Consider the following 22,493-nt stretch of genomic DNA (forward strand, 5'->3'; position numbering starts at 1 on the left):
TGATCAGTCTTACACAATTATCTGATCTTTGAGTCGCTCAGCGGCGCGCTGTAGTGACTCTATCACTTTCTGTTTGTCGTAATTTCGAATCTTATCCACATCCAAGTACATTGAAAAACCTTCTGCACGATCTTCAAAGTAACTCTGATTTTTCCCCATCTCTTTGCGCAAGTCGGCAACCTGGTACACTTTTACCGGTAGGGAAAAGCCTTTTACTTGTATTTCGCCTTTGTCGCGACACATCACAATGTCTTTTACCAGCGACCAGGTTTCATGTGATATTAATATCTCATCAGGTTCTGCGGCTGACTCTAGGCGGCTAGCGAGGTTCACTTGGGTGCCGAGTACGGTATAGTCTAGGTGATTGGATGTACCAAATGTGCCCACGGTGCAATAGCCTGTATTGATGCCCATGCGCACTTGCAGCGGTTTTTTAATACCTTGGTTGTACCACTCGAGCTGCATGGATTTAATTTTCTTTTTCATGGCGATTGCCATGGCGGTGCAACGCGTAGCGTCGTCTTTAACGCCCTTACTGATGCTATCGCCAAACAATACCATCATGCCGTCACCCATAAACTTATCAATAGTGCCACCAAAGTGAGCGACAATTTTTGACATTTCGGTTAGGTAGTGGTTGAGCAGCTCGGTGAGTGCTTCTGCTTCGATCTCTTCTGAGAGCTGGCTGAAGTCTTTGATATCAGAAAAAAAGATGGTGATGCGCTTACGTTCTGCTTGTAGATTTTTGTCGTCACCACGATTGATGGCTTGCCAGACGGTGGGTGGCAAATAGCGGGAAAGTTTATAGGCGCGAATTTTGTGCCACTTTTGTTCGTTTTCTAGCTGTTTTTGGCTGAGCATCAGTTTATGGAAACGCTGGTGCATGTAAATAGCGTAGACCAGAAAGTAGGTTGCAACGCCGATAAGGCTGGCCGCGCTAATCTCTATGCTGCTAGAGAGCACCATTTGGGGTTTGTGGATGACAAGGCTAAAGAGTATGCCTACAGCAAATGCGCTGTTGTCCTCCATTAGCTTACGCAGCCCGCCGCTAATGAGAGCATTGAATTGAATCATGGTTAAAAACATGACACAGGGCAGAATACTAAAGTCAGTGAGGCTTAGCACTAAGCCTATGAGTCCTGCATCCACATAAGAGAGCCAGCGATTAATCCTCCCAATTTGCTCAGGAGGGAGTTTGCGGGTAAGCAGGTAACTTCCGTAAGCGTAGAGCAGTAGAACGGCCATAACCGCCATGTGGAGCAGATTGGGTTCACTCCAATTTATGAATGAGGCAAGTGTTCCTGCCGCTGCAAAACAAATAAGTGCACGAAAGTAGTATTGTTGAATAGGGGTTTCTGTATGTAATTGTTCTGTATCAAGCTTGCTGTTCATGAATGAGACGCCTTGTTGTTATGTGTTCGGTTGGCGATAACATACTTTCAAACCGAAAGACTTGAATTAAACGGCTTTTTGCCGAAAAAGTCTATTACTCTGCGCGACATTCATGCGCTAAGGGTGGTTATGATTGAATCTTATGGGAGTTAATTAATTCGATTCATTAAGTTATATGAATAGATACCCCTTGTTTGGCGAATGCCTTTTGAGCTTTCACTTGCTCTGCATATAGGTAATTCTTACTTAATGTGCTGCTGTTTAGTTTTCTGGAGCGCTGCAAGAAATATTATTTAAGCTTTAAGTCTAAATATTTTTCTTCCAATTCGGCATACTGTTTTTGTAGCGTGGTTAAATCTGCTTTGGTTTGTTCGAGCGCAGTGGTAGTGGCGGCGATGTCTGCGTCGGTATTGTTCGCGCTTGAGTGCTGTGATTTTTTTAGCTGCTGGCACTCATCTTCTATTTTTTCGAGACTGGCCATTAAGTCTTTGCTTTCCATGCTAAAACTATTGAGTGTTTCTTTAATACGTGTATTTTCCTCTCCTAGTAATAACCCATCTTGTAGTGTTTGCTCCTGTTGTTGTAATTGTTGATGTGCTTTATCAAGTTCTTCTTCTAGCAGTTGTACGCAGGTGTCTGATTCTTGTACAAAGCGTATTTGACGCTGCAGTTGTTGTTCAAGCGATCCAATTAAGGCGATCTTTTCTTCTGTGCTGCTCGCGGAATCCAGTTGCTTTTGTAGGTTGCTAATGACGCGATGTTGATCGGCCGCGACATTGCGTAATTTCATGATTTCTTCTGCGGCGCGAGGATCTTGACGAATAATATTGATGGTTTTATGTTCTTGTGGTTGCCCTAAAACCGTAAGGCTAGTTTTATGTATATGTTCGCCAACACCTTCATAGAGATCACGGTAATTATTAAGTAGCTGTGTGTAGTGCTCCTGGTCGGCTACAGAGTCAGCGTAGGTAGATAGCTCGTTGAAATGATCTTCAGCTTGGTTTTGCGCTTTATTCCAGCGCTCTTCTAAGTCAAAAAATAGCTTTTTAAACTTTTCTAGATTTTCAACTCTCTTCTTGTATGTGTCTAGTTCTTCGCTATCCCCCTTGTGGGCTGGAAGAAGGGGTTCTAGCGTTTGTAAAAAAATACTCCAATAGTCATCGCTACCAATTGTTTCTATAGTGCCTAATTCTTCTGCTCTTAAAAACGCATAGCGCAAGGCGATGACCTGTTGCTTTGCGGGTGCTTGCACATCCAAATGGGTGCCTATATCGCCCGTAGGGGCGAGTAATGAGAACCGCTCCTGCGTGGTGTCTATTTGCTCATTAATATACTGGCGGTAAGTTTTAGCGGGAGGTGCAGCCTCAGTGGCTGATGGTTTTTTTAGCTCATGGATAAATTCCAAGAGTTTCTCTTGTTGTCGGCGGAGTATCTTTTTTTGCTTGCGTGAATAGAGTGCCAGTGCAATTGCTGCAATTAGCAACACAACATAGGCTTCTACCGCGATGGCCAGTACAATAAGGGGTAATTGCATACTTCTCTCTAGTATTCTCCCGCTATTTCTCAAGCGAGTGAGTCGTTTTCAATGAGTGCGCGTGCCTATGGCTTAGGGGGCAGGCGAATTTACAATGCTTGATTGAGTGGCTCGCATGGTCAAGTATGGTATAGAAATGCCTGATATTCGAATGATCGCCCCCAACTAAGGTTGGTTACGGTCAAAAATAATTTAATTTGTGACAAATGAGGGTTTTATGAATGCTATTGACGTACTGCAGCAGCGTGTATCTGCACCTAGATTAGGCTTGCCTGCACCAACTCAAGTGCAACGTGAAGCAATGCTTAAGGCCGCAATGCGCGCTGCGGATCACGGTCTTCTGCGGCCTTGGCATTTCCTGTTCGTAGAGGGGGAAGGGCTAGATCAGCTTGGTGATCTCTTCGTTGGGGCGGCTAAAGCCAAAAATGAAGCATTAACCTCGACGGAAATAGAGCGTTTAAAGGAAATGCCTAAGCGTGCGCCGCTAATTTGTATCGTTATAGCACGGTGTCAGGATCACCCTAAGGTGCCTGTTATTGAACAATTAATATCTGCTGGGGCGGCGGCTCAGAATTTGATCACTGCAGCATTTGCCCTAAATATTGGCGCCGTGTGGCGGACAGGCGAAATGGCATATTCTGCTCAGGTTAAAAAGGGGCTCGGATTGACTGGGGGAGAAGAAATTGTAGGTTTTATTTATTTAGGGACGCCTTTACGACCTATCGGAAGCCCGCGTGAAATGGTGCTTAAGGACTTTTTTAGCGCTTGGCCTATGAAATAGCGTTGCGTTTAGGCTGCTGCTTGTGTACATTAGCGCGCCTTCGACAGGGTATGGCAGCAGCCTAGAAAATTGTTGAAGTCTAGGAAATACTGGCATTGCGCACTCGGCGTTAAATGACAGGCAATTGATCAGGAAGGTTAATTGCGAACTAATTAATACGGTGAGGTGTCCGAGTGGCCGAAGGAGCACGCCTGGAAAGTGTGTATATCGCAAGGTATCGAGGGTTCGACTCCCTCTCTCACCGCCATTTTTAAAGAAAACCCCAGAGGCTCGCGCCGCTGGGGTTTTTTTGTGGTTCCTACCTTACGTAGGGGCTTTAGATTTATCGCTGACAACGCGCAAAAAGTCTAAGGATTATTTTTCAGTGCCTACTGCTAATACGCCCGCTTTAAGTTGCAGATTGGGTGTTAATAATGATTCTTACAAAGTGCTGAGATCAATCCATAAATTTGCACGATCAAGAGGTGTCTCGATCGGAAGTGTTGGGTTATCCAGATGGATAACTCTACGCTGATTCAGCCGGGCTTGTTCTAGCATGTCTTTTACCGTCGGGTTTTTAAGAAAAACTTCTTCGAAGCTACCATCCTCTATGGCGCGGTTTAAGCCTAGCTCTAAGTCTCTGGCGAGGTTTTTATTGCCCTTGTTGACAAATAAATAGAATGGCATGGTGTATTGCAGCACTAAATTGTCTTCAACTTTTAAACGCAAGGATGGATATTTTTTTACTTCTACAAAGGGCTCACTGGCGCCGCGAGGAAAAGCGTCAAAGCGTCCCCCATCAAGCATGTGGAACAAACTAGGAATTTTACTGGTTTTGATTACCTTTAACTGATTCTCTTCGAGTATTTTGGTATCGGCCCAAGTCCTACCTTGGCCGAGAGTAATATCTTTAAAGTCATTCAGGGTGAAAATTTTATCAAATTTTGCTTGATCATCGCTGCGAATTAACAATAGACGGTAACCTAAGAGTCCTTTGAGTAATGGGATACGAATCGGTAAAAATTCATTTTCTTTTTCCTTGTTGGTTGATGCCCACATCAGGTCAAGGTTTCCGCTTTTCATTTCCTCTTCAATACGCGATTGAGTTGACGGTGTTGCATCACTGATAATTTTATAGCTTTTGTCGGTGTGTGCAAATGCCAGCTTTAATATGCTCACTACGTAATCGGCCTTGGCTCCGCTAGCCGTGTTGAGTCGAATAACATGATCCTCGGCTCGGCATATGATTGCGATACCTATAGTCATTAACAGCAAAACTTTTAACATAATAGCAGCACGTTTTTTAGTCATCATATTTATAGTCTCCGCTCTAATTTATAAATGCGTAGTGATTTTGTCATTGGCTAATATAAGCCTAGTTGTCGTGGTAAAAACTCACTGATGGCAGGAAAAATTGTCACTAAAGCAAGTGCCATAAACATGGCAAAGTAGAGCGGTAGTAACGGTTTTATGAGATTACTAATGCTTGTTTTTCCTATGCTGCAGCCTACAAACAGCACGCTTCCCACAGGTGGTGTGCAAAGGCCTATTGATAGGTTGAGAATCATCATGATGCCAAAGTGCAGTGGTGATATGCCGATGGACTCCATAATAGGTAAAAATATGGGAGTAAAAATGAGCACAGCTGGGGTCATGTCCATAAAGGTCCCTACAACTAACAAGGTTAAATTGATTAGCAATAACACCATTAATTTATCTTGGGTTATGTTGAGTAGCCCTGCGCTAAGTTGTTGCGGAATATTTTCGTAAGATAGCATCCAAGACATGGCGGCCGATGAGCCTATGAGTAACATGACTATCGCTGTGGTGGTGACAGACTTAGAAAGGATGTCGGGTAAGTCTTTAAGTTTTATTTCGCGGTAGATAACCATTGACAGCAATAGTGAATAAATAACTGCAATAGCGCCTGCTTCTGTGGGGGTAAAGTAACCACCAATAATTCCACCAATAATTAAGACAACAAGAAAAAGACTTGGCAGGGATCCCAGTGTTTTACTAATAGCAGTTGCAAATGAAATTCGCTCACCTACAGGGTATCCGCGTTTCTTTGCATAGATGCCACAGACCATCATGAGTAAAAGTGCTACCAATATTCCAGGTAAATAACCTGCGATAAAAAGTGCAGCTATAGATACACCACCACTGGCCAGCGAGTAAATAATCAAAATATTACTTGGTGGAATTAGCATTCCTGTAGTTGATGCAGTTACGGTAACTGCGGTATTGAAGTCTCGATCGTAACCCTCTTTATTCATGGCGGGAATCATAAAGCCGCCGATAGCGGAGGTGGCCGCAACTGCCGACCCTGAAATAGAGCCAAAAAGTGTACAGGCAATAATATTTACAAAAGCTAAGCCGCCGGGTAGCTGCCCAACAAGTACTTTTGCAAACTCAATTAAGCGTCGAGCAATTCCACCTTGACCCATCAAAAACCCTGAAAAGATAAAAAACGGTATGGCAAGTAATGCAAAGCTATCCATGCCGGCACACATTCGCTGAGCTAGGGTCGTAACAGCGGGTAGGCCATCAACCGTTGTAAGCATAGTGGCGAGTGTGGCAAGAGCAATCGCAATAGCAATGGGTACATTGGCAAGTAATAAAATAGTGAAGCAAAACAGTAGAATGAGCGTGGTGGTTTCCATTTTTTAACCTTTTAATTTAGAAAGTCTTTGGGCGCGATATTTTGCTGTTCCGGACCAGTTTGATTGATGGATTCCATGATGAGTTCAAGGCTGTAGAGTAGTATTAAGCTTCCGCTTAGCGGCAGTACCATATATACATAGCCCATTTTTATACCGAGGGCAGGTGATATTTGATTGAGTTCTAGGGTTAGTAAGGCAAGGCTACTTCCGCCAATAATTAAGATGCTTAGGGCAAAAAAACCACAAGAGAGATAAACCGCTAAAGTTAGATATTTTTGTTTATTGAAGGATAGTTTTTGTGAGAAATAATCTATGCCTAAATGCATTTTCTGGCGATATGCGTGGGCCGCACCGAGTAAGCCTATCCAAATCAATAGGAAGCGTGCAATCTCTTCGGTATAGGAACTTGGCTCTGGCAGTACAAAGCGAGTGATTACTTGCCAGCTCACATCGGCCACCAAAAAAACTAATAAAAAGTTTAATAGGTGCTTAATAAAGTTATCTATTTTTGCAATTATTTTATTTAATGGGTTCATACTATGGCTCTATTTTTTTAATGCGATGTATAAGTGGCCCAAGCTCAGTCTGCGCTTGGGCTTCTAATAAGTTCTCAACGCTGGCTTGAAATTGCGATTTATCCGCGGTAATGACCTGAACGCCTGCTGTAGTTATAGCGGCAAGTGCTTCATCTGATGCCTTTTGCCATAGGTTGCGTTGATATTCAGTCGATTCATCCATGGCAATTTTTAGCCACTGTTGCTCTTGTGTGGTGAGTTTGTCCCATACTCTGCTGCTCACAATCATGACATCGGGAATAGATGTGTGCTCATCAAGAATTAGGAATTTACAGACTTCATAATGTTTAGAAAGATAAAAGCTAGGAAGATTGTTTTCTGCTCCATCGACTACGCCTTGCTGTAAAGAGGTGTAGAGTTCGCCCCAAGAAATGGGAGTTGCAGAGCCGCCCATAGCTTTTATCATTTCAACGGCGGACTGGCTGCTGAGTACGCGAAGTTTCATTCCGACTAAGTCATTTGGGCTTTTAATTTGTTTTTTGGTTGAATAAAAACTGCGGCTGCCTGCATCGTAATAGCCGAGGCCTCTAATTCGATAGGGTAGGCCTGCATTTAGTAGCTCATTGCCTATGTCACCATTTAATGTTCGCCATAGATGATCTTGGGAGGAAAATAAATAAGGAAGGCTAAATATTTTCATTTGGGGAACGAAGGCCTCAATAGAGCTGGCGGATACTTTAGTCATGCTCAAACTGCCAATTTGTAAAAGCTCTATCACTTCTCGCTCGGAACCTAATTGCCCAGATGGATAGATTTCAAGCTTCATGGCGCCCTTTGAGTGCAGCAGCAAGCGTTCATTCATGTAGATCATCGCTTTATGGACAGGGTGCTGTGCATCAAGTGTATGCGCCAAACGTAAGGTTGTTTGCTCTTCGTGATGACCGCAGGCACTAAGCCAAAGCAGGCAAAATAAAGAAGCTACCTTTAGTGGCCAATGAATTTTTAGAACAATCATTCTGCTTTTCTCTTTATGAGGTTGTGGTTATAAATTTATATGTACCCAATTATCGCGTGCTACTGTTGGCGCTTGTTTTCGTAGGCATGAGGTGACGCGGAATGATGGCGCCGCGATGCTGAATAACTAATGCTGCGCAGCTTTGTCCAGACTTAACCGCGTCGATAGGAGTTGCTTGTTGCAGGCGCGCGGCCAAATAAGCGCCATTAAAGGAGTCTCCTGCAGCTGTTGTATCTAATGGAGTGATCTTGAGTGGTACTGTTATATGAGTGCTTTGCCCATTGCTATAGAGTAAGCAGCCATTGCTGCCATCTTTGATGACGATTTCCATGGCGCCTGCAGCTATGTAACGTGCTAAGCATTGCTCGATGGTGTGGCTGCCATAAAGCAATTTTTCATCATCAAAACTGGGTAAGGCTACGTCAGTTAGCTGAATCATTTGCTCGAATACGTGCAATGCTTTGTCGTGTTCAGGCCAGCTTGCAGGGCGATAATTAATATCAAATACAACCTTGCCGCCATGGTGGCGATACTGCGTCAAGAATCTCCATAATTCTTCACGCGCTGTATCTGAATACAGAGAAAGGGTAATACCGCTGAGGTAGATGTAGTCATAACCTTGTAGTTCTTTTAGTATGTCTGGCCAGTCCTCTAGCAGTGTCTTTGCAGGTGCCTGCTGGCGCCAGTAGCTAAAACTGCGCTCGCCCGAGTGATCGGTTTGTATCATATAGAGGCCTGGTAAGCTGTTGGGCTTTCGCATAACCAATGCTGTTCCTACACCTTCATTCTCCCAGTGACCTATCATTTGCGTGCTAAAGGCGTCATCCCCCAGTGCGGTCACATAATCCACATCGCCACCGTTGCGAGCTAAATAGATAGCGGTATTAAGTGTGTCGCCACCAAAGCCAAGTGTGTATAGCGCTTGATCGCTGGTGGATAGCTCCAACATGCATTCTCCGATGGCGGCTAGTTTCAAAGTAGGCTCCTATTATCTTGCAAGGTTAGATTGGTTTAATTGGTAATGCCACCTTACCATATTAATGGGTTGTCTCCTTTGAATGCAAGGTGAAACTATGAGGGCTATAAACTTTTATTGGTCAAACTTCATATAAAATTCGAATACAATGCCACCAACTGTTATATTGGGTTATATACCAAACTATTTGAGTGAAAACATTTTGTTCGAATAGCCAAAATATGTGTTTAAGTGGTCAGATAGCAAAGCGGAATGCTGCAATGATCCCTGTAAACCTTTAATAATTCGTGAGGACCTAGAGCGTGGAATTGCAAGCAGTTAAAACAGACAGGCTTTATATAAAGGTGGCTGAACAGCTTTCAAAGTTGGTTCATGATGGCTCTATAAAGCCAGGTGAGCGCTTTCCTGCAGAGCGGGATCTCGCTGAGAAGCTCGGTGTTAGCCGCCCTACAATTCGTGAGGCGATGATTGCATTAGAGTTATCGGGCATTATTGAAATTCGCACGGGTTCTGGTATTTATGTCACCAAGAAGAAGCCCACCTTGGATAGTGCTGATAAAGGTGTTGGCCCTTTTGAGATTTTAGAGATTCGCTATATTGTTGAGTCTGAGGCATGCGCCTTGGCTGCAGCGCGTATAACGGATGAGCAAATTTTGCAATTAAAAGAAGTTTTGCGTGAAATGGAAGAGGAAGAGAAAAAGGATGATGCTTCAGAAAAAGCAGACTGGAAGTTCCACAGTATTATTGCAGAGGCTTCGCAGAACAGTGCTATTTTTTCTGTTGTTAATTGGTTGTGGGAGTTGCGTAATCAATCGGCATTAAGCACTGCATTTTTGGAGCGAATCCGTAAGGAGGGTATTCATCCTTCGATCAATGATCATAAGCGTATTGTCGAAGCGTTAGAGAAACGCAATCCAGAAAAAGCGCGCATGGCGATGAAGAATCATATTGAAAATGCCACCGCAGCAGCGGCAGCGCATTTCGGAAAAGAGTCGTAGTTACGACTCCTGCATAAAAAAGCGGCCTCATTCAGGCCGCTTTTTTTATGCTTAAAATTTATTGTATGTATATTAACATGTGTACATTATTGGCTTTGAAGAAAGCGATCAATTGTTGCGCGCGCCCCTAATTGATGCAGTAATTTAAGCCAGTGCGCTATATCTTCAATGAGTTTTGAGTGTGTGCTCAGGCTAATAGGAAAAATTCCTGCAGCGGCCATAAGCTTGCGTACTTGCTCTACTTCATTGTGACGATATTCGCGTGCTAAAGGTGTGAGTAGTGAGGCAAGTGGGTCATTAACTTCCATGCCGTTACCCTCCGGCGTTTCTCCTTCCAAAAAGCGAAACCAGGCGGCAATTATAAGGGTGATAGTGGCAGGGTAGATGCCCGCTTGAAGTAACTCGTCGGCTGCTAACAGTAAGCGTTGTGGCAGCTTTTGTGAGCCATCATTCGCAACCTGAGTGGTTTTGTAGGGCACTAAGCTATTTGCGAATCGAGCACGAATATTTTTTTTGTAAGTTTCAATGTTAAAACCACTTGGCACTTGAAGGGTCGGTGTAACTTCTTCGTCCATTAATTTTTCTATAAGTTTTAATAGTTGTGGGTCAGCAATGGCTTGATGGATATATTCATGTTCAGCCAAGAAGCCGAGATAGGCCAGTGCCGAATGGCTACCGTTAAGCAAACGTAATTTCATGGTCTCATAGGGGGTAACATCTTTCACAATTAAGGCCCCCACTTTTTCCCAATCAGGCCGTGCGTTGCAAAAATTGTCTTCTATCACCCATTGCCGGAAAGGTTCACTAATGACAGTGGCTTGATCAACTAAGCCTATATGATTCTGGGTTGTAGTAATATCTTCTACAGTAGTTGCCGGCACAATTCGATCAACCATGGAGCTGCAAAAAGATACATTAGCGTTAATCCATTCGGCGAGAAGTGGATCTATTCTTTCTGCGAACTCAATGACTACTGCACGAGTAATGCGACCGTTGTGCGGTAAGTTGTCGCAGCTAATAACGCTAAAACCTGAGCGTTGTTGTGCGCGGCGTTGTGCGCAGGCTGCAACAAGAAACCCGGGCATAGTTGTTGGTGTATGAGGCGTAGCAAGATCCTTGCGGATATCGGTGCTGTGTATATCTAATACCCCCTTGTGCTGGCAATAGCCTTTTTCGGTAATGGTGAGTGTCACCACCTTAATGGCTTCATCGGCTAATAGGTTAATGACTGCGGTGGGGTCTTCCGGTGCTACGAGCACTTTTGCTACTGACGCTATAACGCTGTAACTGACTGTCCCATCACTTTTCTCTACCAGCGTGTAAAGGCCATCTTGCGCGGCCAGTTGATCGCGCGCAGTAGGATTCCGCAAGCTAATAGCCGCTATGCGCCAATCTCCACCTTGTTGATTTAATAGCTCATGAGTAAAAACTGCTTGATGGGCTTTGTGGAATGCACCAATACCAATATGTGCGATGCCACAGCTATGTGCATTTGGAATATATTTGGGGAGGCGACAGTTATTTGCGTGCACTAAGTTTGAAGCGTTAAGCGTGTGGGGACTGCTTGATGGTTTATTTTGCATCATAAGTTGTACGCCTTTTTTACAAGGTTGTAGGTTAAATCAATGGCAAGATCATGAGCCTCATCTTCATCGATACGATGGTCTGCTACGAGCTCTGCTAAAAATCCACAGTCCATGCGCCGCGCGACATCATGACGTGCCGGTATGGAAAGAAACGCGCGAGTGTCATCATTAAAGCCAGCTGTATTATAAAAACCAGCGGTTTCTGTGGTTTGTTGACGGAAACGGCGCATTCCTTCGGGGCTGTCATGAAACCACCAAGCGGGGCCTAGTTTTAAACTTGGGTAGTGCCCTGCTAGGGGCGCTAACTCGCGGCTATAGGTTGTTTCGTCCAGAGTAAATAAAATAATATTTAAGCGTGGGTCGTTTCCATATTTGGTCAGTAGGGGGCGAAGATTGTTAATGTACTCAGTTGCTAAGGGTAGATCTGCACCTTTGTCGCGCCCAAAACGAGAAAACACATCTTGATTGTGATTGCGAAAGCAGCCAGGGTGAATCTGCATTACTAAACCGTCTTCTAAGCTCATCGCGGCCATTTCCGTAAGCATCTGTCCGCGAAATAGTTCTGCTTCCTGCTTATTGATTTTTCCGCTGAATGCTAATTGATAGAGCTTTTCTTTATCCGTCGTTGATAAGTCTGCAGTCAGTGCGGAAGGGTGCCCATGATCAGTTGAGGTGGCACCATGGCGTTTGAAATAGTGGCGGCGATCAGTTAGCGCAGCTAAATAGCCTGTAAAAGACGATACATCTTCACCTGTTATTTTTCCGAGTTGCAAAAGATTGCTCTGAAACCCCTCAAACTCAGGGTCTAAAACAGGATCTGGCCTAAATGCTGTAATTATTTTTCCCTGCCAGCCTGATGACTGAATAGCTTGATGGTGGCTCAAGTCATCCAGTGGTGACTCTGTTGTGGCTAGCAATTCAATGTTAAATTTTTCGAAAAGTGCGCGTGGTTTAAAAGCATTTTGCTGTAGTTTTTCATTAATACTGTCGTAATAAAGCTCAGCTGTTGCTGATGATAGGCAGTATTCCAATTCAAATACTTCATGGAATACATAGTCCAGCCAGAGGCGCGAAGGCGTGCCACGAAACAAATGATAGTGATTGGCGAAAATCGACCAAATTTTACGTGGGTTTTGTTCGCTATTGTCCTCTTTAGATTTAAGCCCGAGCGCCGCTAAGCTAATCCCTTGGCTGTAAAGCATTCTAAATACGTAGTGATCTGGTTTTATAAGTAGTTCTGTAGGATTAGAAAAATTCTCATTGTGGGCAAACCAGCGAGGATCCGTATGGCCGTGAGGGCTCACAATGGGCAATGTTTTTATTTCATTGTAAAGTCGGCGTGCGATGCTGCGTGTGGTGTCATTAGCAGGAAATAGTCGGTCTGGGTGAAGGTGTAGTTTTTTAGGCACAGGATAAGTCTCATATCAATAAATTGCGTGAAAGCACACGGCAGGAAATACAAAGTATTCGTTTCCCTTCGTTATTTTCTGTGTGAGCTGATGGCTTCCGAGCTTCAATTGTGTGCCGAGCTGCATTTATGGCGCTCGCAGAGATATCTCCTTTTACTGCATTAAACCGAGGCAGGTAGTTCTCTATGGCTACTGGATTATAATCTCATATTGGTAAGGCCATCAATCCAATGTTTGTACTTGCCGCGACATAAATACATTGAAAAAGGCAAATTTTAGAGTTTTTTGATATTTTTAGAGATTAATTTATGGTTTTTGTGACTTTATATGCCGTTTTGGTTATTTGGTTTGGTTGTCTTACCAGTTTGTTGGGTGTATCTTTAGTCGGCTGGTGAAGTATTGCTCTAAGCGGCCAACGACAATAAATACCTAATGACAATAAATACCTAATGACAATAAATAGACGGGTACATAATCATGAAAAATCCTAAGCTGCGCATATCTACGTGCGCCAATCTCTGTTCTTCCTTGTTGCTAATGGCCTGCGTTTTTGATGCTCAGGCAGCACGAGTAGATGTTTACAGTGGGGAAGAGTTACAGCAAGCCATACAAACCGCTGTGGCGGGTGATGAAATTGTATTGCAATCCGGTGGCTATGAAAGCGTGGCGACAGGAAGTTTGAGTGGCTTTTCAAATGCGCACTATTTTGGCAGCGCCAATGGCACCGTGCAAAAACCCATTACCCTACGCAGTGCCAGTGCGACTAATCGCCAAGTGTTGCGCGGCGCTACCTACGACAAAAAAATTGGCCTTTATATTACTGGCGACTATTGGATCATTAAAGATATCGAAGTAACTAACTCGGCTAAAGGCATAGTTTTAGACAACTCTAATCGCTCCATTATTGATAATGTTGTGGTGCACAATATTGGTGAAGAGGCGATTCACCTGCGCGACAACAGCTCTAATAATCTAGTTAAAAACTCCAAGGTGTATAACACCGGCTTAAAAAGCCCCGGCACAGGTGAAGCATTTTACGTGGGCTCTCACCCAGGTTCCGATGACGGCAAAGGTTATGTCTACGGCGCTGCCTGTAATAACAACGTGATTGGTGGCAATACTATTGGCCCAGGTATTGCGGCTGAGCATATCGATATTAAAGAGGGCACCTCGGGCACGGTATTTGAATTTAACACCATGAATGGTGTTGGTATTTCCGGGCAAAATTCTGCCGATGGCTTTATTGATATCAAAGGTAAAAATGCGGTCATTCGCGGCAATAAAGCTTATCGCAATGGCGAAAGTAACATTAAGCATGCGTTTGAAACCCACAGTGAAGCGGACAACAACACCTTTATCGGCAATCAAGTCGATTTGGATGGCGGCAATGATTATTTATTGTTTGCCTCTGTGGGTGTAAATCATGTGGCGAGCGATAATAAGCGTTTAGATGGCCGCAGCGATCGCATTGCTGGCAACTGGGCTGCGGCATCTATAGATAGCAATATACCCAGCAATATTCCGGCGCCGGGTAATTATACTAACGCCCCTGCAAGCTCTTCTTTAGCGGCCAGTTCAGCGCCCGCCTCTTCGCGGCCCTCCTCCTCTGCGCCTGCTTCATCATCAAGTTCCTCTGTGCCTAGGTCATCTTCTGCCGCATCGTCATCGGCTGCCGCAACGGGTTGCACGAGCTATGTAGATGCACCTTGGAATCAGCGCACTGAAGTTACCATTAGCAATTTAATCTGCGCGCGCTTTGATCGCAGCTTGAGCGGTTCTTCACTGCAATTTTGGGACAGCGACACCAATACGTCCTGCGACTATCGCGGTACGGCTACCTCGGTTGATGGCACAGGTAGTGTGAACATTAATGGCAACTATGTGACTGGCGCTGTCACAGGCACAACATTGAAATTCACCGCAGCAGCTGGCTCCTCCTGTAAATATTTAAAACTTAGAGCTTACTAAGTTCTACTCCACAAAAATGGCCATAGATTGCTATGGCCATTTTTTACAAATCTAATATTGCGCTTTTCCATAATAAGTTTATTCGCTAGTAAGCCTGAGCATGCTAGCCAGTATTCTTGCATGGAAAGCTCAGTGTTTTGTAAGTAGATACATCTCAAACAGGATAATCACTGCAGAGGGGGTACGCATAATTTTTTACCGTATAAATTAAAATTTTAATTTTCGTGCAGTGGGAATTATGTGCAAGGGTTTGCAAGTCAATAACAAGGGGGGTAATTAATTTAAAGACGTAAATAGTTGTAGGAAGAGGTTACATAGGAGCGCTATTTTCAGGATCTGAACAAAAAATTAATAATCAATAATGAGGGTTCTTTATGAAAGGTCATCTAAAAAGGAAAGCTAAAATATCGGCTTTGATGTCAAGTATGCTGTTGCTAATGTCGCCTATGCTAGGCGCCGCAAGTTTACCTGATTGGAGTAAAGCGGGCTATCGCGCAGGGGCTGGATTGCCTAGTGCGAGTGACATTACCACTAATGCGCAATGTGTCATAACTGCCAATGAACTAGCGCAAAATTTTAATCTATTGGCTAATGACAATGTGGATGACAGCGCTGCCATTCAGCAGGCAATAGATTTTGTGCGCAGCAATTGCACGGGCGGCTATAACAACTTGTCGCTCATCGAATTGCCATCGGGCACGATTAACATCTCTAAAGAAATTCATGTGGATGCGAATTTTTTAATCATTCGTGGCAAGGGCAATAATCCTGCGCTCGCGAGTGCGACAAAAATTGTTTTTAATCCAGATGCAAACACTGCCTACGACAGCATTATAGATTTTGATTTGGGTGGAATGACTGATGCCGGGGGTGGCAATGGCGGTTGGCTCTGGCCAGGGCGCGGTGCCTTTAGAGTGCAAACCCGCGAGGTTCATTCGGGCTATGCCACTGCCTATGCCAATGCACCAGAGAACCGTAAAGATATTTACGAAGGTACCGTCAATGTGCATTGGAAACATCAAAATGTAATGCAAAATGCAACGGCTGGCGCAACGACTATTAGCCTTAAAGCCATAAAAGGTTTTGTGGTAGGTGGTTATGCCTGGGTAGGTGCAGCCAACACCAATAAAATGTACGACCAGCAGGGTGTGTTGGCGGCAGATCGTATCGATATGCATATGCGTCAGCAAATTGCCCGAGTGGTTGCGATAGATGCAACCGCAAAAACAATCACCATTGATAAGCCTTTAGAGTTTGATTTGCCTATGACCAGTACTGCCGATGGTTCTAGTGCTATTGGTGGTTCTTATAATAGTAGGGCGGCAGCACTGACTATGATTGAAGGCGTAGGCTTCGAAGACTTTTACTTAACGCAAACCGCGCCAGGTAATTTGACGGCAGCCAATGCGATGAATAATTACAACAACCTTGATTATTTAAAGGCAATGAACGGCTTAGTATTTAAGTGGGCCTTAAATAGCTATGCGCGCAATATTAAAACCTACATGACCGGCTCTCACCCTATAGTGACCGAAATGGCAAAAAATTTGCAATTCGAGAATAACTATTTAGAGGGTTCATGGAATAAAGGTAAGGGTGGCAATGGTTACTTTAGAAACAGTAAGTTGTGGGACAGCCTTATTGTAAATAATACCCTGCGCAGCCTGCGTCATATAACACTGCAGTGGTCTGCCTCTGGCAATGTCATTAGCGGTAATAATTTGGATGTTGATATTAACCTTCACGGTGGTTGGGAGCGTAACAATCTGATTGAAAATAATATTTCTGCGATTCCATTTTATCATCGTGACTGCAACCCAAATTGCTATAGCGGCGATGACTCGGGTACTTGGTTTCCTATTTGGTGGGCGGCGGGTGAGCATGCCGGTGGATGGTCAGGTGCTTCTGGCCCGCAAAATGTGTTTTTCCGCAACTCCATGAAAAAACAATTGGTTGCCAATGGCCCCTATGTGGATTACGCACCCTATGGTTTACATTCAAATACCATTTATCAATTTGGATGGGACAGAAATAGTGTAGCGGGTAGCGATTGGCAGCATCTTGCACTCAATGGTTCAGCTATACCAACTTGGACTCATCAAGAGACGCAAAATTATCAAGCTGCGCCTAACTTAGGTGTCAATGCTAACTGCAGTTTTTCGGGCGCTACCCTTAGAGCCGCTAATACCTCGGTTGTTTGTTCATTGCCTGGTTCAAGTTCAGTCGCCTCTAGCAGTATTGCCTCTAGCTCTAGCTCTAGCAGCCTAGCAAGTTCCAGCAGTTCAGTTTTAGTGAGTTCTTCGCGTTCTAGTTCCTCGCCAGTTAGCTCCTCGCCAGTTAGTTCGTCGTCACTAAGCTCTTCTCTGATCAGCTCTTCGCGCGTTAGCAGCAGTGCATCTTCAGTGCCTGCAGCTGGCTGTGCTAGTTATATTGATGTGCCTTGGGATGCGCGCACTGAAGTTACCTTGTCGGCAAATAGCTGTGTTCGTTTTGACCGAAGCCTAGCGGGAAATAATTTACAGGTTTGGGATAGTGATACCCACAGCAGCTGTGATTATCGCGGCACCGCCACCTCGGTGGATGCTCAAGGCAGCCTTGCAATTACCGGTAACTATGCTGCCAGTTCTGGTTTGAAAGGCACTATTTTTAAATTCACACCTGCTGCAGGTTCAAACTGTAACTATTTAAAACTGCGTGCCTATTAACTACCAGAGCCTAGCTATTAAACGTTTTTTTAGGCGTTAGGTTAGAGGGGGTTTTTAGTCAACAATAGCTAAAGCCCCTATTAATAATGATCATTAATTTTTTTATAAAAGGTCAATCTAATGAAAATATTAACCGATATAATTCATTGTAAAAATAAATTTAAAAGCAGTTCATTGTTCGCAGTTGGCGCGGCTATGATGCTATCGCTACTTAGCCTTTCTGCTGCGGCTGGCGTGGCGCCGTTAACAGTGAAGGACACTAAAATTCAGGCAGGGGGCCAAGATGTAAGCTTCGCGGGTATGAGCTTGTTCTGGAGCAATACCGGTTGGGGGGGGGGGGGAAATACTACAATGCCGATACCATCGCTTGGCTTAAGCGCGACTGGAATGCAAATTTGGTGCGTGCTGCTATGGGGGTTGAGGAAAATGGTGGCTATTTATCCGATGCATCCAATAAAGATCGCGTTAAAAAAGTTGTTGATGCCGCCATCGCCAATGATATGTATGTGATTATCGATTGGCATTCACACTATGCGCACAACTATCAGGCTCAAGCTATAGCCTTCTTTGAAGAAATGGCGCGCACCTATGGCAATAAACCCAATGTGATATATGAAATTTTTAATGAACCTAAAAATGATGTGACCTGGGCTGGGAAAGTTAAGCCCTATTCAATCGCGGTGATTAATGCTATTCGCGCTATAGATCCTGACAATTTAATTATTGTAGGCAGCCCAACTTGGTCGCAGGATGTAGATATTGCCTCGCGCGATAAAATTACTGGCCAAGTAAATATTGCCTATACCTTGCATTTTTATGCGGGCACTCACACGCAATACCTACGCGATAAGGCGCAAACTGCACTCAATAACGGCATAGCTTTATTTGTAACTGAGTGGGGTTCTGTCAATGCAGATGGCAATGGCAGTATCGCTAATAGTGAAACAGCCGCTTGGGTTAAGTTCATGAAGGACAATAAAATTAGCCATGCGAACTGGGCGTTAAACGACAAAAATGAAGGTGCATCGGCATTGAAATCGGGCGCAAGCCCTGCGGGTAATTGGGTTAATTCTCAACTAACGGCATCGGGAGCCCTAGCAAAAGATATTATTTTAAATTGGCCTGCTAATAGCGCTACTACAAGTTCAGTATCCAGTTCGTCGGTAGCACCTAGCTCCTCTTCTGTACCTAGCTCGCGCTCCAGCGTGCGTTCTAGCAGCTCTTCCGTTTCCTCTGCGCCCGCGACTGGCGGTTGCAGCAGCTATGTAAATGTTAGCTTTGGGGCCCGTACTGAGCTGACCTTAAGCAATGGTGTGTGCGCGCGCTTTAATAGCAACCTTGCCGGCTCGACACTACAGTTTTGGGATAGCGATACTAACTCATCCTGTGATTTCCGCGGCCAAGCCACTTCGGTGGACGGGTCTGGCAGTGCGACCATTAATAGCAATTATGTGTCTGTATCCAATATAACTGGCACCCTGTTGAAGTTTGCAAATAGCGCTGGCAATAGCTGTCGTTATATTAAAGTTCGCGCCTATTAATTAGTTATATATCTTGTTTTTCAAACCCCCGAGCTAAGTATTTAGCTCGGGGGTTTTTGTATTTTCAATACTGTGTTTTTAATAAAATATTTCCATAAAATAAAAATTTATAAGGTAAAATTTTAGTCTTTACGACTCGCATTTAGTCTTAATTTAATAGATGAGAAAATGATATGAATAATTACAGCGGATACCTAATTCCTTTGTGTGCATTGGGGCTTGTCGCCTGTGGTGGCGGCAGTGGCAGCCCGTCTGCGACCAACCCTGGGGCAAGCAGTCCGGTGGTGCAGGCATCGAGTGTCCAAGTGCTATCATCGGCGGTCAGTGACAGCAGCTCTTCCGCTCCCGCGTCTGTGGTTAGTCTATCGAGTGCGGCGGTAAGTTCTGCTATGGCGGAGCAGGTGCCCGCCGGTAATCCAGGGCTGCGCAATGCCGATGGCAGCCTACATAAACCCCATAGCATTGCGGCGCCCACTAAAATTATTGATGTGGTTACCCGCGCGGCGGAGTTGGGCCACAGCATTGATTTGGCTGATTCAGCGAGTGACGATCAGGCGGCTATTGAAGCCGTATTGAAAGATGCGCAAACTACGGCGGGCACTCAGGTTTTTTTTCCAGCGGGTATCTACAATATTCGCAGTATTTCACTGCCAAAAAGCGATCTGCAGTTGCAGGGCAAGAGCCGCGACGAAACTATTTTTAAATCTAATCTGCAAAATGAAGGTACTAGTCTAAATATTTACGGTAAAAATAATATTCTCATTAGGAGTATTACCTTTACCTCTAATTGGTCGGGAAATTACTCAACCGATACCAGTGTGAATAACCCAGAGGTGGGTGGCCCTAAGTATGCTATAGCCACCGGTGCCAATAGTTACAACATTACCCTAGACGATTTACTTTTGGAAAAATTCTCGCGGATGGGCGTTAGAATAGCGGCAGGCTCGCACGATGTGATTGTAAAAAATTCGGTTGCGCGCAATGCTACCGATGTGGCCGGTGGTGGTGCGGGTTATGGTTTTGTTATTCAGGGGCCAACCCACAATAACGCAGCGCAAAATCCCTATTTAGGTGATCCAATGCAGGATACTTATTTTAATATTTTGGAAAATAATACTAGCGACAGTCCTTACATTCGTCACGCTGTTATTGTGCAGTACTGGGCGCATAATAATTTAATTACCGGAAATCACTTTGACGAAACTCGCTTAGATGCCATAGACCTGCATGGCGAAGACGAGTACGCCAATGAAATATCCCATAATCGAATTACTAATTCACAGCGTGCGGGTATTGCCCTGGGCAATTCAGGTGCGGGGCATGATAAAACGGGTATTGATAATTGGATTCATCACAATAGCATTGAGCGCTCTGCCTGGGGTATAACCGTACAGTACGGCACTGCCTATAGCACCATTGAGAACAATACTATTCGCGAGAATAATAGCCTCACTCAAGCACCCATTTGCGCTATTCGTCTGGGTTCTAGTAGCCACAGTCTATTGCGCAATAATAAAATAGTGGAAAATTTAGTGGTGGGCCATGTCGGCATATGTTTAACCGATGACAATGCCGAAGGTGATGAACCAAAAGCTGGCCCGTCAAATTGGGTGATTAGCGGCAATCGTATTATTAATAGCGGTGAAGAGTTTAAAAACACCTCGACACTTGCCGCGGATAACAATATTCAGGCAAGCTGGTAGGGGAGTCGTCTATTAGTTTTTTGGGCAGTTGCTATTACTGTCCCTACTACATCCTATTTGTTTTAGGGTCCATAAAAAGTGCAGCTACTTTGAATAGGGTCGGACTTTTTTATCGAGAAAATTAATTAAGCACTACTCTTTAAGAATTTTAAGCTTTGGTTAAAATACTTAGGCGAAAAAAAGCCCAGATAAACTGGGCAAACACGAGCTAGGAGAAACTCAATTTAAATTAATGGGAAAGTCTTTGGGCTGGTTGAATGCGTTCAAGCGCATGTATAACACCGCGCAATTCAGCCAAGCCTTTCATTCTACCGGCGTATGAATAACCGGGTTTAACATCAGTACGGCCTGTTTCATCACCCATTAAGTGGCCATGATCTGGACGCATAGGAATGCACAGGGTCGTTTCGCCATTGGCATGGCGCCGCCGCTCTTCGCACAGCAGCGCATTAATTAGCCCTACCATGTCATTGTCGCCATTAAGGTGCTCGGCTTCGTAAAAAGAACCGTCTTCTTCGCGGGTGACATTGCGCAGGTGTACAAAATAAATTCTAGGGCCAAATTCATTGGCCATGGCGACCAAATCATTATCACCGCGTGCACCATAGGAGCCTGCACAGAGTGTTAAACCGTTTGATTCGCTGGGCACTGCGTTCAGAATTTTACGTGCATCATCGGCGGTAGAAACTACGCGCGGTAAGCCGAAGAGTGAGAATGGAGGGTCATCGGGGTGAATACACATTTTCACACCGACACTTTCGGCTACTGGAATAATTTCACGTAAAAACATAAACAAGTGCTCGCGCATTCCCTCTGTGCCTAAATCAATAAATTCTTGTATAGCTGTGCGAATAGTGTCACGTGTATAAGAGCCTTCTCCACCCGGCAAGCCTGCGATGATATTTTTTTCTAAGAGAGCTTTTTCCTCTTCACTCATGACTGAGAAACGTTCTTGAGCACGCGCCATAACAAGCGGTGAGTAGTCTTTTTCAGCATTTTCTCGTTTGAGTAAATATACATCGTAGGCGGCGAAATCTGTCATTTCAAAACGTAACGCATGACTCGCGTTGGAAAGGCGGTACATGAGATTGGTGCGAGTCCAATCCACGACGGGCATAAAGTTGTAACAAATTACCTTTACACCAGCAGTACCTGCATTGCGAATAGATTCTTTATAGTTATCTATATAGCGTTGAAAATCACCCGTACGTGTCTTGATGTCATTGTGCATAGGAATGCTTTCAATCACCGACCATTCAAGCCCCGCATCTTCTATCATTATTTTACGAGCCACTATGGCATCCAGTGGCCAGAGTTCGCCTGTGGCGATTTCATGTAAGGAGCTAACAATACCGCTAGCGCCCGCTTGAATTATTTTCTCTAAAGAGATGGAGTCTTTAGGGCCAAACCACCGCCAGGTTTCTTGCATGATGATTCCTACTGTGAAAATAGTTGATTGTCGGAGCACCATCTATAGGCCATAAACAACACGCAGTGTTTACTCATCCGACGTCAGTTTAATTGTCTCGCCTAGTCTTCTTTGTTAATTGGCATTACCACTTAGCCAATTAAACAGTATTAAATGTGATATTTCAAGAGCGCATTCAAGAATATTTCATTGTTGTAGCCTTATAAAGATGGTGTTGATGAACAGAATCTACCCGATAAAGAGCAATAAATAAGATGCTGGTGCGCAATAATAGGCTTTTATAATAAAAGACTATAATT

General features: G+C 44.3%; 16 protein-coding genes and 1 tRNA gene. 7 read left to right on the forward strand and 10 right to left on the reverse strand.

All coding sequences use genetic code 11. The features are described 5' to 3' along the window. Positions 1-9: 9 nt before the first annotated feature. Together AC0KUT_RS07970 and AC0KUT_RS07975 are read right to left on the reverse strand one after the other, a co-directional pair. On the reverse strand, positions 10-1,392 hold the full coding sequence (locus AC0KUT_RS07970; protein WP_488834924.1) for an adenylate/guanylate cyclase domain-containing protein: 1,383 nt from the start codon (positions 1,390-1,392) through the stop codon (positions 10-12). Positions 1,393-1,681: 289 nt separating this feature from the next. Then, complete coding sequence (locus AC0KUT_RS07975; RefSeq protein ID WP_488834926.1) at positions 1,682-2,926, reverse strand: hypothetical protein; 1,245 nt, start codon at positions 2,924-2,926, stop codon at positions 1,682-1,684. A 217-nt stretch (positions 2,927-3,143) separates the two neighbouring features. On the opposite strand from AC0KUT_RS07975, the gene AC0KUT_RS07980 reads away from it, so the two are divergent. Both AC0KUT_RS07980 and AC0KUT_RS07985 read left to right on the forward strand, forming a co-directional pair. Next, positions 3,144-3,707, forward strand: a complete 564-nt coding sequence (locus AC0KUT_RS07980) for a nitroreductase family protein (protein ID WP_488834928.1) — start codon at positions 3,144-3,146, stop codon at positions 3,705-3,707. A 159-nt stretch (positions 3,708-3,866) separates the two neighbouring features. Next, a tRNA-Ser gene (locus tag AC0KUT_RS07985) sits at positions 3,867-3,954 on the forward strand. Positions 3,955-4,127: 173 nt separating this feature from the next. Here AC0KUT_RS07985 and AC0KUT_RS07990 read toward each other — a convergent pair. Genes AC0KUT_RS07990 through AC0KUT_RS08010 form a run of 5 tightly spaced genes read right to left on the reverse strand, consistent with a single transcriptional unit; the run spans position 4,128 to position 8,855 of the window. Further along, positions 4,128-5,000: a substrate-binding periplasmic protein gene (locus AC0KUT_RS07990; protein WP_488834929.1), complete on the reverse strand. Its 873-nt coding sequence runs from the start codon at positions 4,998-5,000 to the stop codon at positions 4,128-4,130. Positions 5,001-5,050: 50 nt separating this feature from the next. Then, complete coding sequence (locus AC0KUT_RS07995; RefSeq protein WP_488834931.1) at positions 5,051-6,349, reverse strand: TRAP transporter large permease; 1,299 nt, start codon at positions 6,347-6,349, stop codon at positions 5,051-5,053. An 11-nt stretch (positions 6,350-6,360) separates the two neighbouring features. Next, the gene (locus tag AC0KUT_RS08000) at positions 6,361-6,885 is read right to left on the reverse strand and encodes a TRAP transporter small permease (protein ID WP_488834933.1); all 525 of its coding nucleotides are present in this window, start codon (positions 6,883-6,885) and stop codon (positions 6,361-6,363) included. Position 6,886: 1 nt separating this feature from the next. Beyond that, positions 6,887-7,879, reverse strand: a complete 993-nt coding sequence (locus AC0KUT_RS08005) for a TRAP transporter substrate-binding protein (RefSeq protein ID WP_488834935.1) — start codon at positions 7,877-7,879, stop codon at positions 6,887-6,889. 49 nt (positions 7,880-7,928) lie between these two features. Then, positions 7,929-8,855 carry a sugar kinase gene (locus AC0KUT_RS08010; protein ID WP_488834936.1) on the reverse strand — a complete coding sequence of 309 codons (927 nt, stop codon included), beginning with the start codon at positions 8,853-8,855 and terminating at the stop codon, positions 7,929-7,931. A gap of 302 nt (positions 8,856-9,157) precedes the next feature. Here AC0KUT_RS08010 and AC0KUT_RS08015 point away from each other — a divergent pair, with 302 nt between their 5' ends. Next, positions 9,158-9,853 (forward strand): FadR/GntR family transcriptional regulator, encoded by a 696-nt coding sequence (locus AC0KUT_RS08015; RefSeq protein ID WP_488834937.1) that lies wholly within the window; start codon positions 9,158-9,160, stop codon positions 9,851-9,853. An 86-nt stretch (positions 9,854-9,939) separates the two neighbouring features. Here AC0KUT_RS08015 and AC0KUT_RS08020 read toward each other — a convergent pair whose 3' ends face one another. Then, positions 9,940-11,439 (reverse strand): mannitol dehydrogenase family protein, encoded by a 1,500-nt coding sequence (locus AC0KUT_RS08020; protein ID WP_488834939.1) that lies wholly within the window; start codon positions 11,437-11,439, stop codon positions 9,940-9,942. Next, on the reverse strand, positions 11,436-12,848 hold the full coding sequence (gene uxaC, locus AC0KUT_RS08025; RefSeq protein WP_488834941.1) for a glucuronate isomerase: 1,413 nt from the start codon (positions 12,846-12,848) through the stop codon (positions 11,436-11,438). The genes AC0KUT_RS08020 and uxaC overlap by 4 nt, the downstream gene beginning before the upstream one ends. Before the next feature lie 477 nt (positions 12,849-13,325). Between uxaC and AC0KUT_RS08030 the strand changes: the two genes are divergently transcribed. The 4 genes from AC0KUT_RS08030 (at position 13,326) to AC0KUT_RS08045 (ending at position 20,765) form a co-directional block, all read left to right on the forward strand. Next, positions 13,326-14,816: a right-handed parallel beta-helix repeat-containing protein gene (locus AC0KUT_RS08030; protein ID WP_488834942.1), complete on the forward strand. Its 1,491-nt coding sequence runs from the start codon at positions 13,326-13,328 to the stop codon at positions 14,814-14,816. A gap of 374 nt (positions 14,817-15,190) precedes the next feature. Further along, positions 15,191-17,521: a hypothetical protein gene (locus tag AC0KUT_RS08035; RefSeq protein WP_488834944.1), complete on the forward strand. Its 2,331-nt coding sequence runs from the start codon at positions 15,191-15,193 to the stop codon at positions 17,519-17,521. A 326-nt stretch (positions 17,522-17,847) separates the two neighbouring features. Beyond that, positions 17,848-19,062 carry a glycoside hydrolase family 5 protein gene (locus AC0KUT_RS08040; protein WP_488834945.1) on the forward strand — a complete coding sequence of 405 codons (1,215 nt, stop codon included), beginning with the start codon at positions 17,848-17,850 and terminating at the stop codon, positions 19,060-19,062. 173 nt (positions 19,063-19,235) lie between these two features. Next, positions 19,236-20,765 carry a glycosyl hydrolase family 28-related protein gene (locus AC0KUT_RS08045; protein ID WP_488834947.1) on the forward strand — a complete coding sequence of 510 codons (1,530 nt, stop codon included), beginning with the start codon at positions 19,236-19,238 and terminating at the stop codon, positions 20,763-20,765. 229 nt (positions 20,766-20,994) lie between these two features. Here AC0KUT_RS08045 and uxuA read toward each other — a convergent pair whose 3' ends face one another. Further along, a complete protein-coding gene (gene uxuA / locus AC0KUT_RS08050; protein WP_488834948.1) occupies positions 20,995-22,194 on the reverse strand; it encodes a mannonate dehydratase in 1,200 nt (399 codons plus the stop codon). Positions 22,195-22,493 lie beyond the last annotated feature (299 nt).

The sequence above is a fragment of the Cellvibrio sp. 25HG11W-0 genome, from assembly GCF_057815475.1.

Coding starts and splice junctions, on each gene's coding strand:
- AC0KUT_RS07970 (WP_488834924.1), bottom strand. CDS start 1,392: ATGAACAGCAAGCTTGATACAGAACAATTACATACAGAAACCCCTATT.
- AC0KUT_RS07975 (WP_488834926.1), bottom strand. CDS start 2,926: ATGCAATTACCCCTTATTGTACTGGCCATCGCGGTAGAAGCCTATGTT.
- AC0KUT_RS07980 (WP_488834928.1), top strand. CDS start 3,144: ATGAATGCTATTGACGTACTGCAGCAGCGTGTATCTGCACCTAGATTA.
- AC0KUT_RS07990 (WP_488834929.1), bottom strand. CDS start 5,000: ATGATGACTAAAAAACGTGCTGCTATTATGTTAAAAGTTTTGCTGTTA.
- AC0KUT_RS07995 (WP_488834931.1), bottom strand. CDS start 6,349: ATGGAAACCACCACGCTCATTCTACTGTTTTGCTTCACTATTTTATTA.
- AC0KUT_RS08000 (WP_488834933.1), bottom strand. CDS start 6,885: ATGAACCCATTAAATAAAATAATTGCAAAAATAGATAACTTTATTAAG.
- AC0KUT_RS08005 (WP_488834935.1), bottom strand. CDS start 7,879: ATGATTGTTCTAAAAATTCATTGGCCACTAAAGGTAGCTTCTTTATTT.
- AC0KUT_RS08020 (WP_488834939.1), bottom strand. CDS start 11,439: ATGATGCAAAATAAACCATCAAGCAGTCCCCACACGCTTAACGCTTCA.
- AC0KUT_RS08030 (WP_488834942.1), top strand. CDS start 13,326: ATGAAAAATCCTAAGCTGCGCATATCTACGTGCGCCAATCTCTGTTCT.
- AC0KUT_RS08035 (WP_488834944.1), top strand. CDS start 15,191: ATGAAAGGTCATCTAAAAAGGAAAGCTAAAATATCGGCTTTGATGTCA.
- AC0KUT_RS08045 (WP_488834947.1), top strand. CDS start 19,236: ATGAATAATTACAGCGGATACCTAATTCCTTTGTGTGCATTGGGGCTT.
- uxuA (WP_488834948.1), bottom strand. CDS start 22,194: ATGCAAGAAACCTGGCGGTGGTTTGGCCCTAAAGACTCCATCTCTTTA.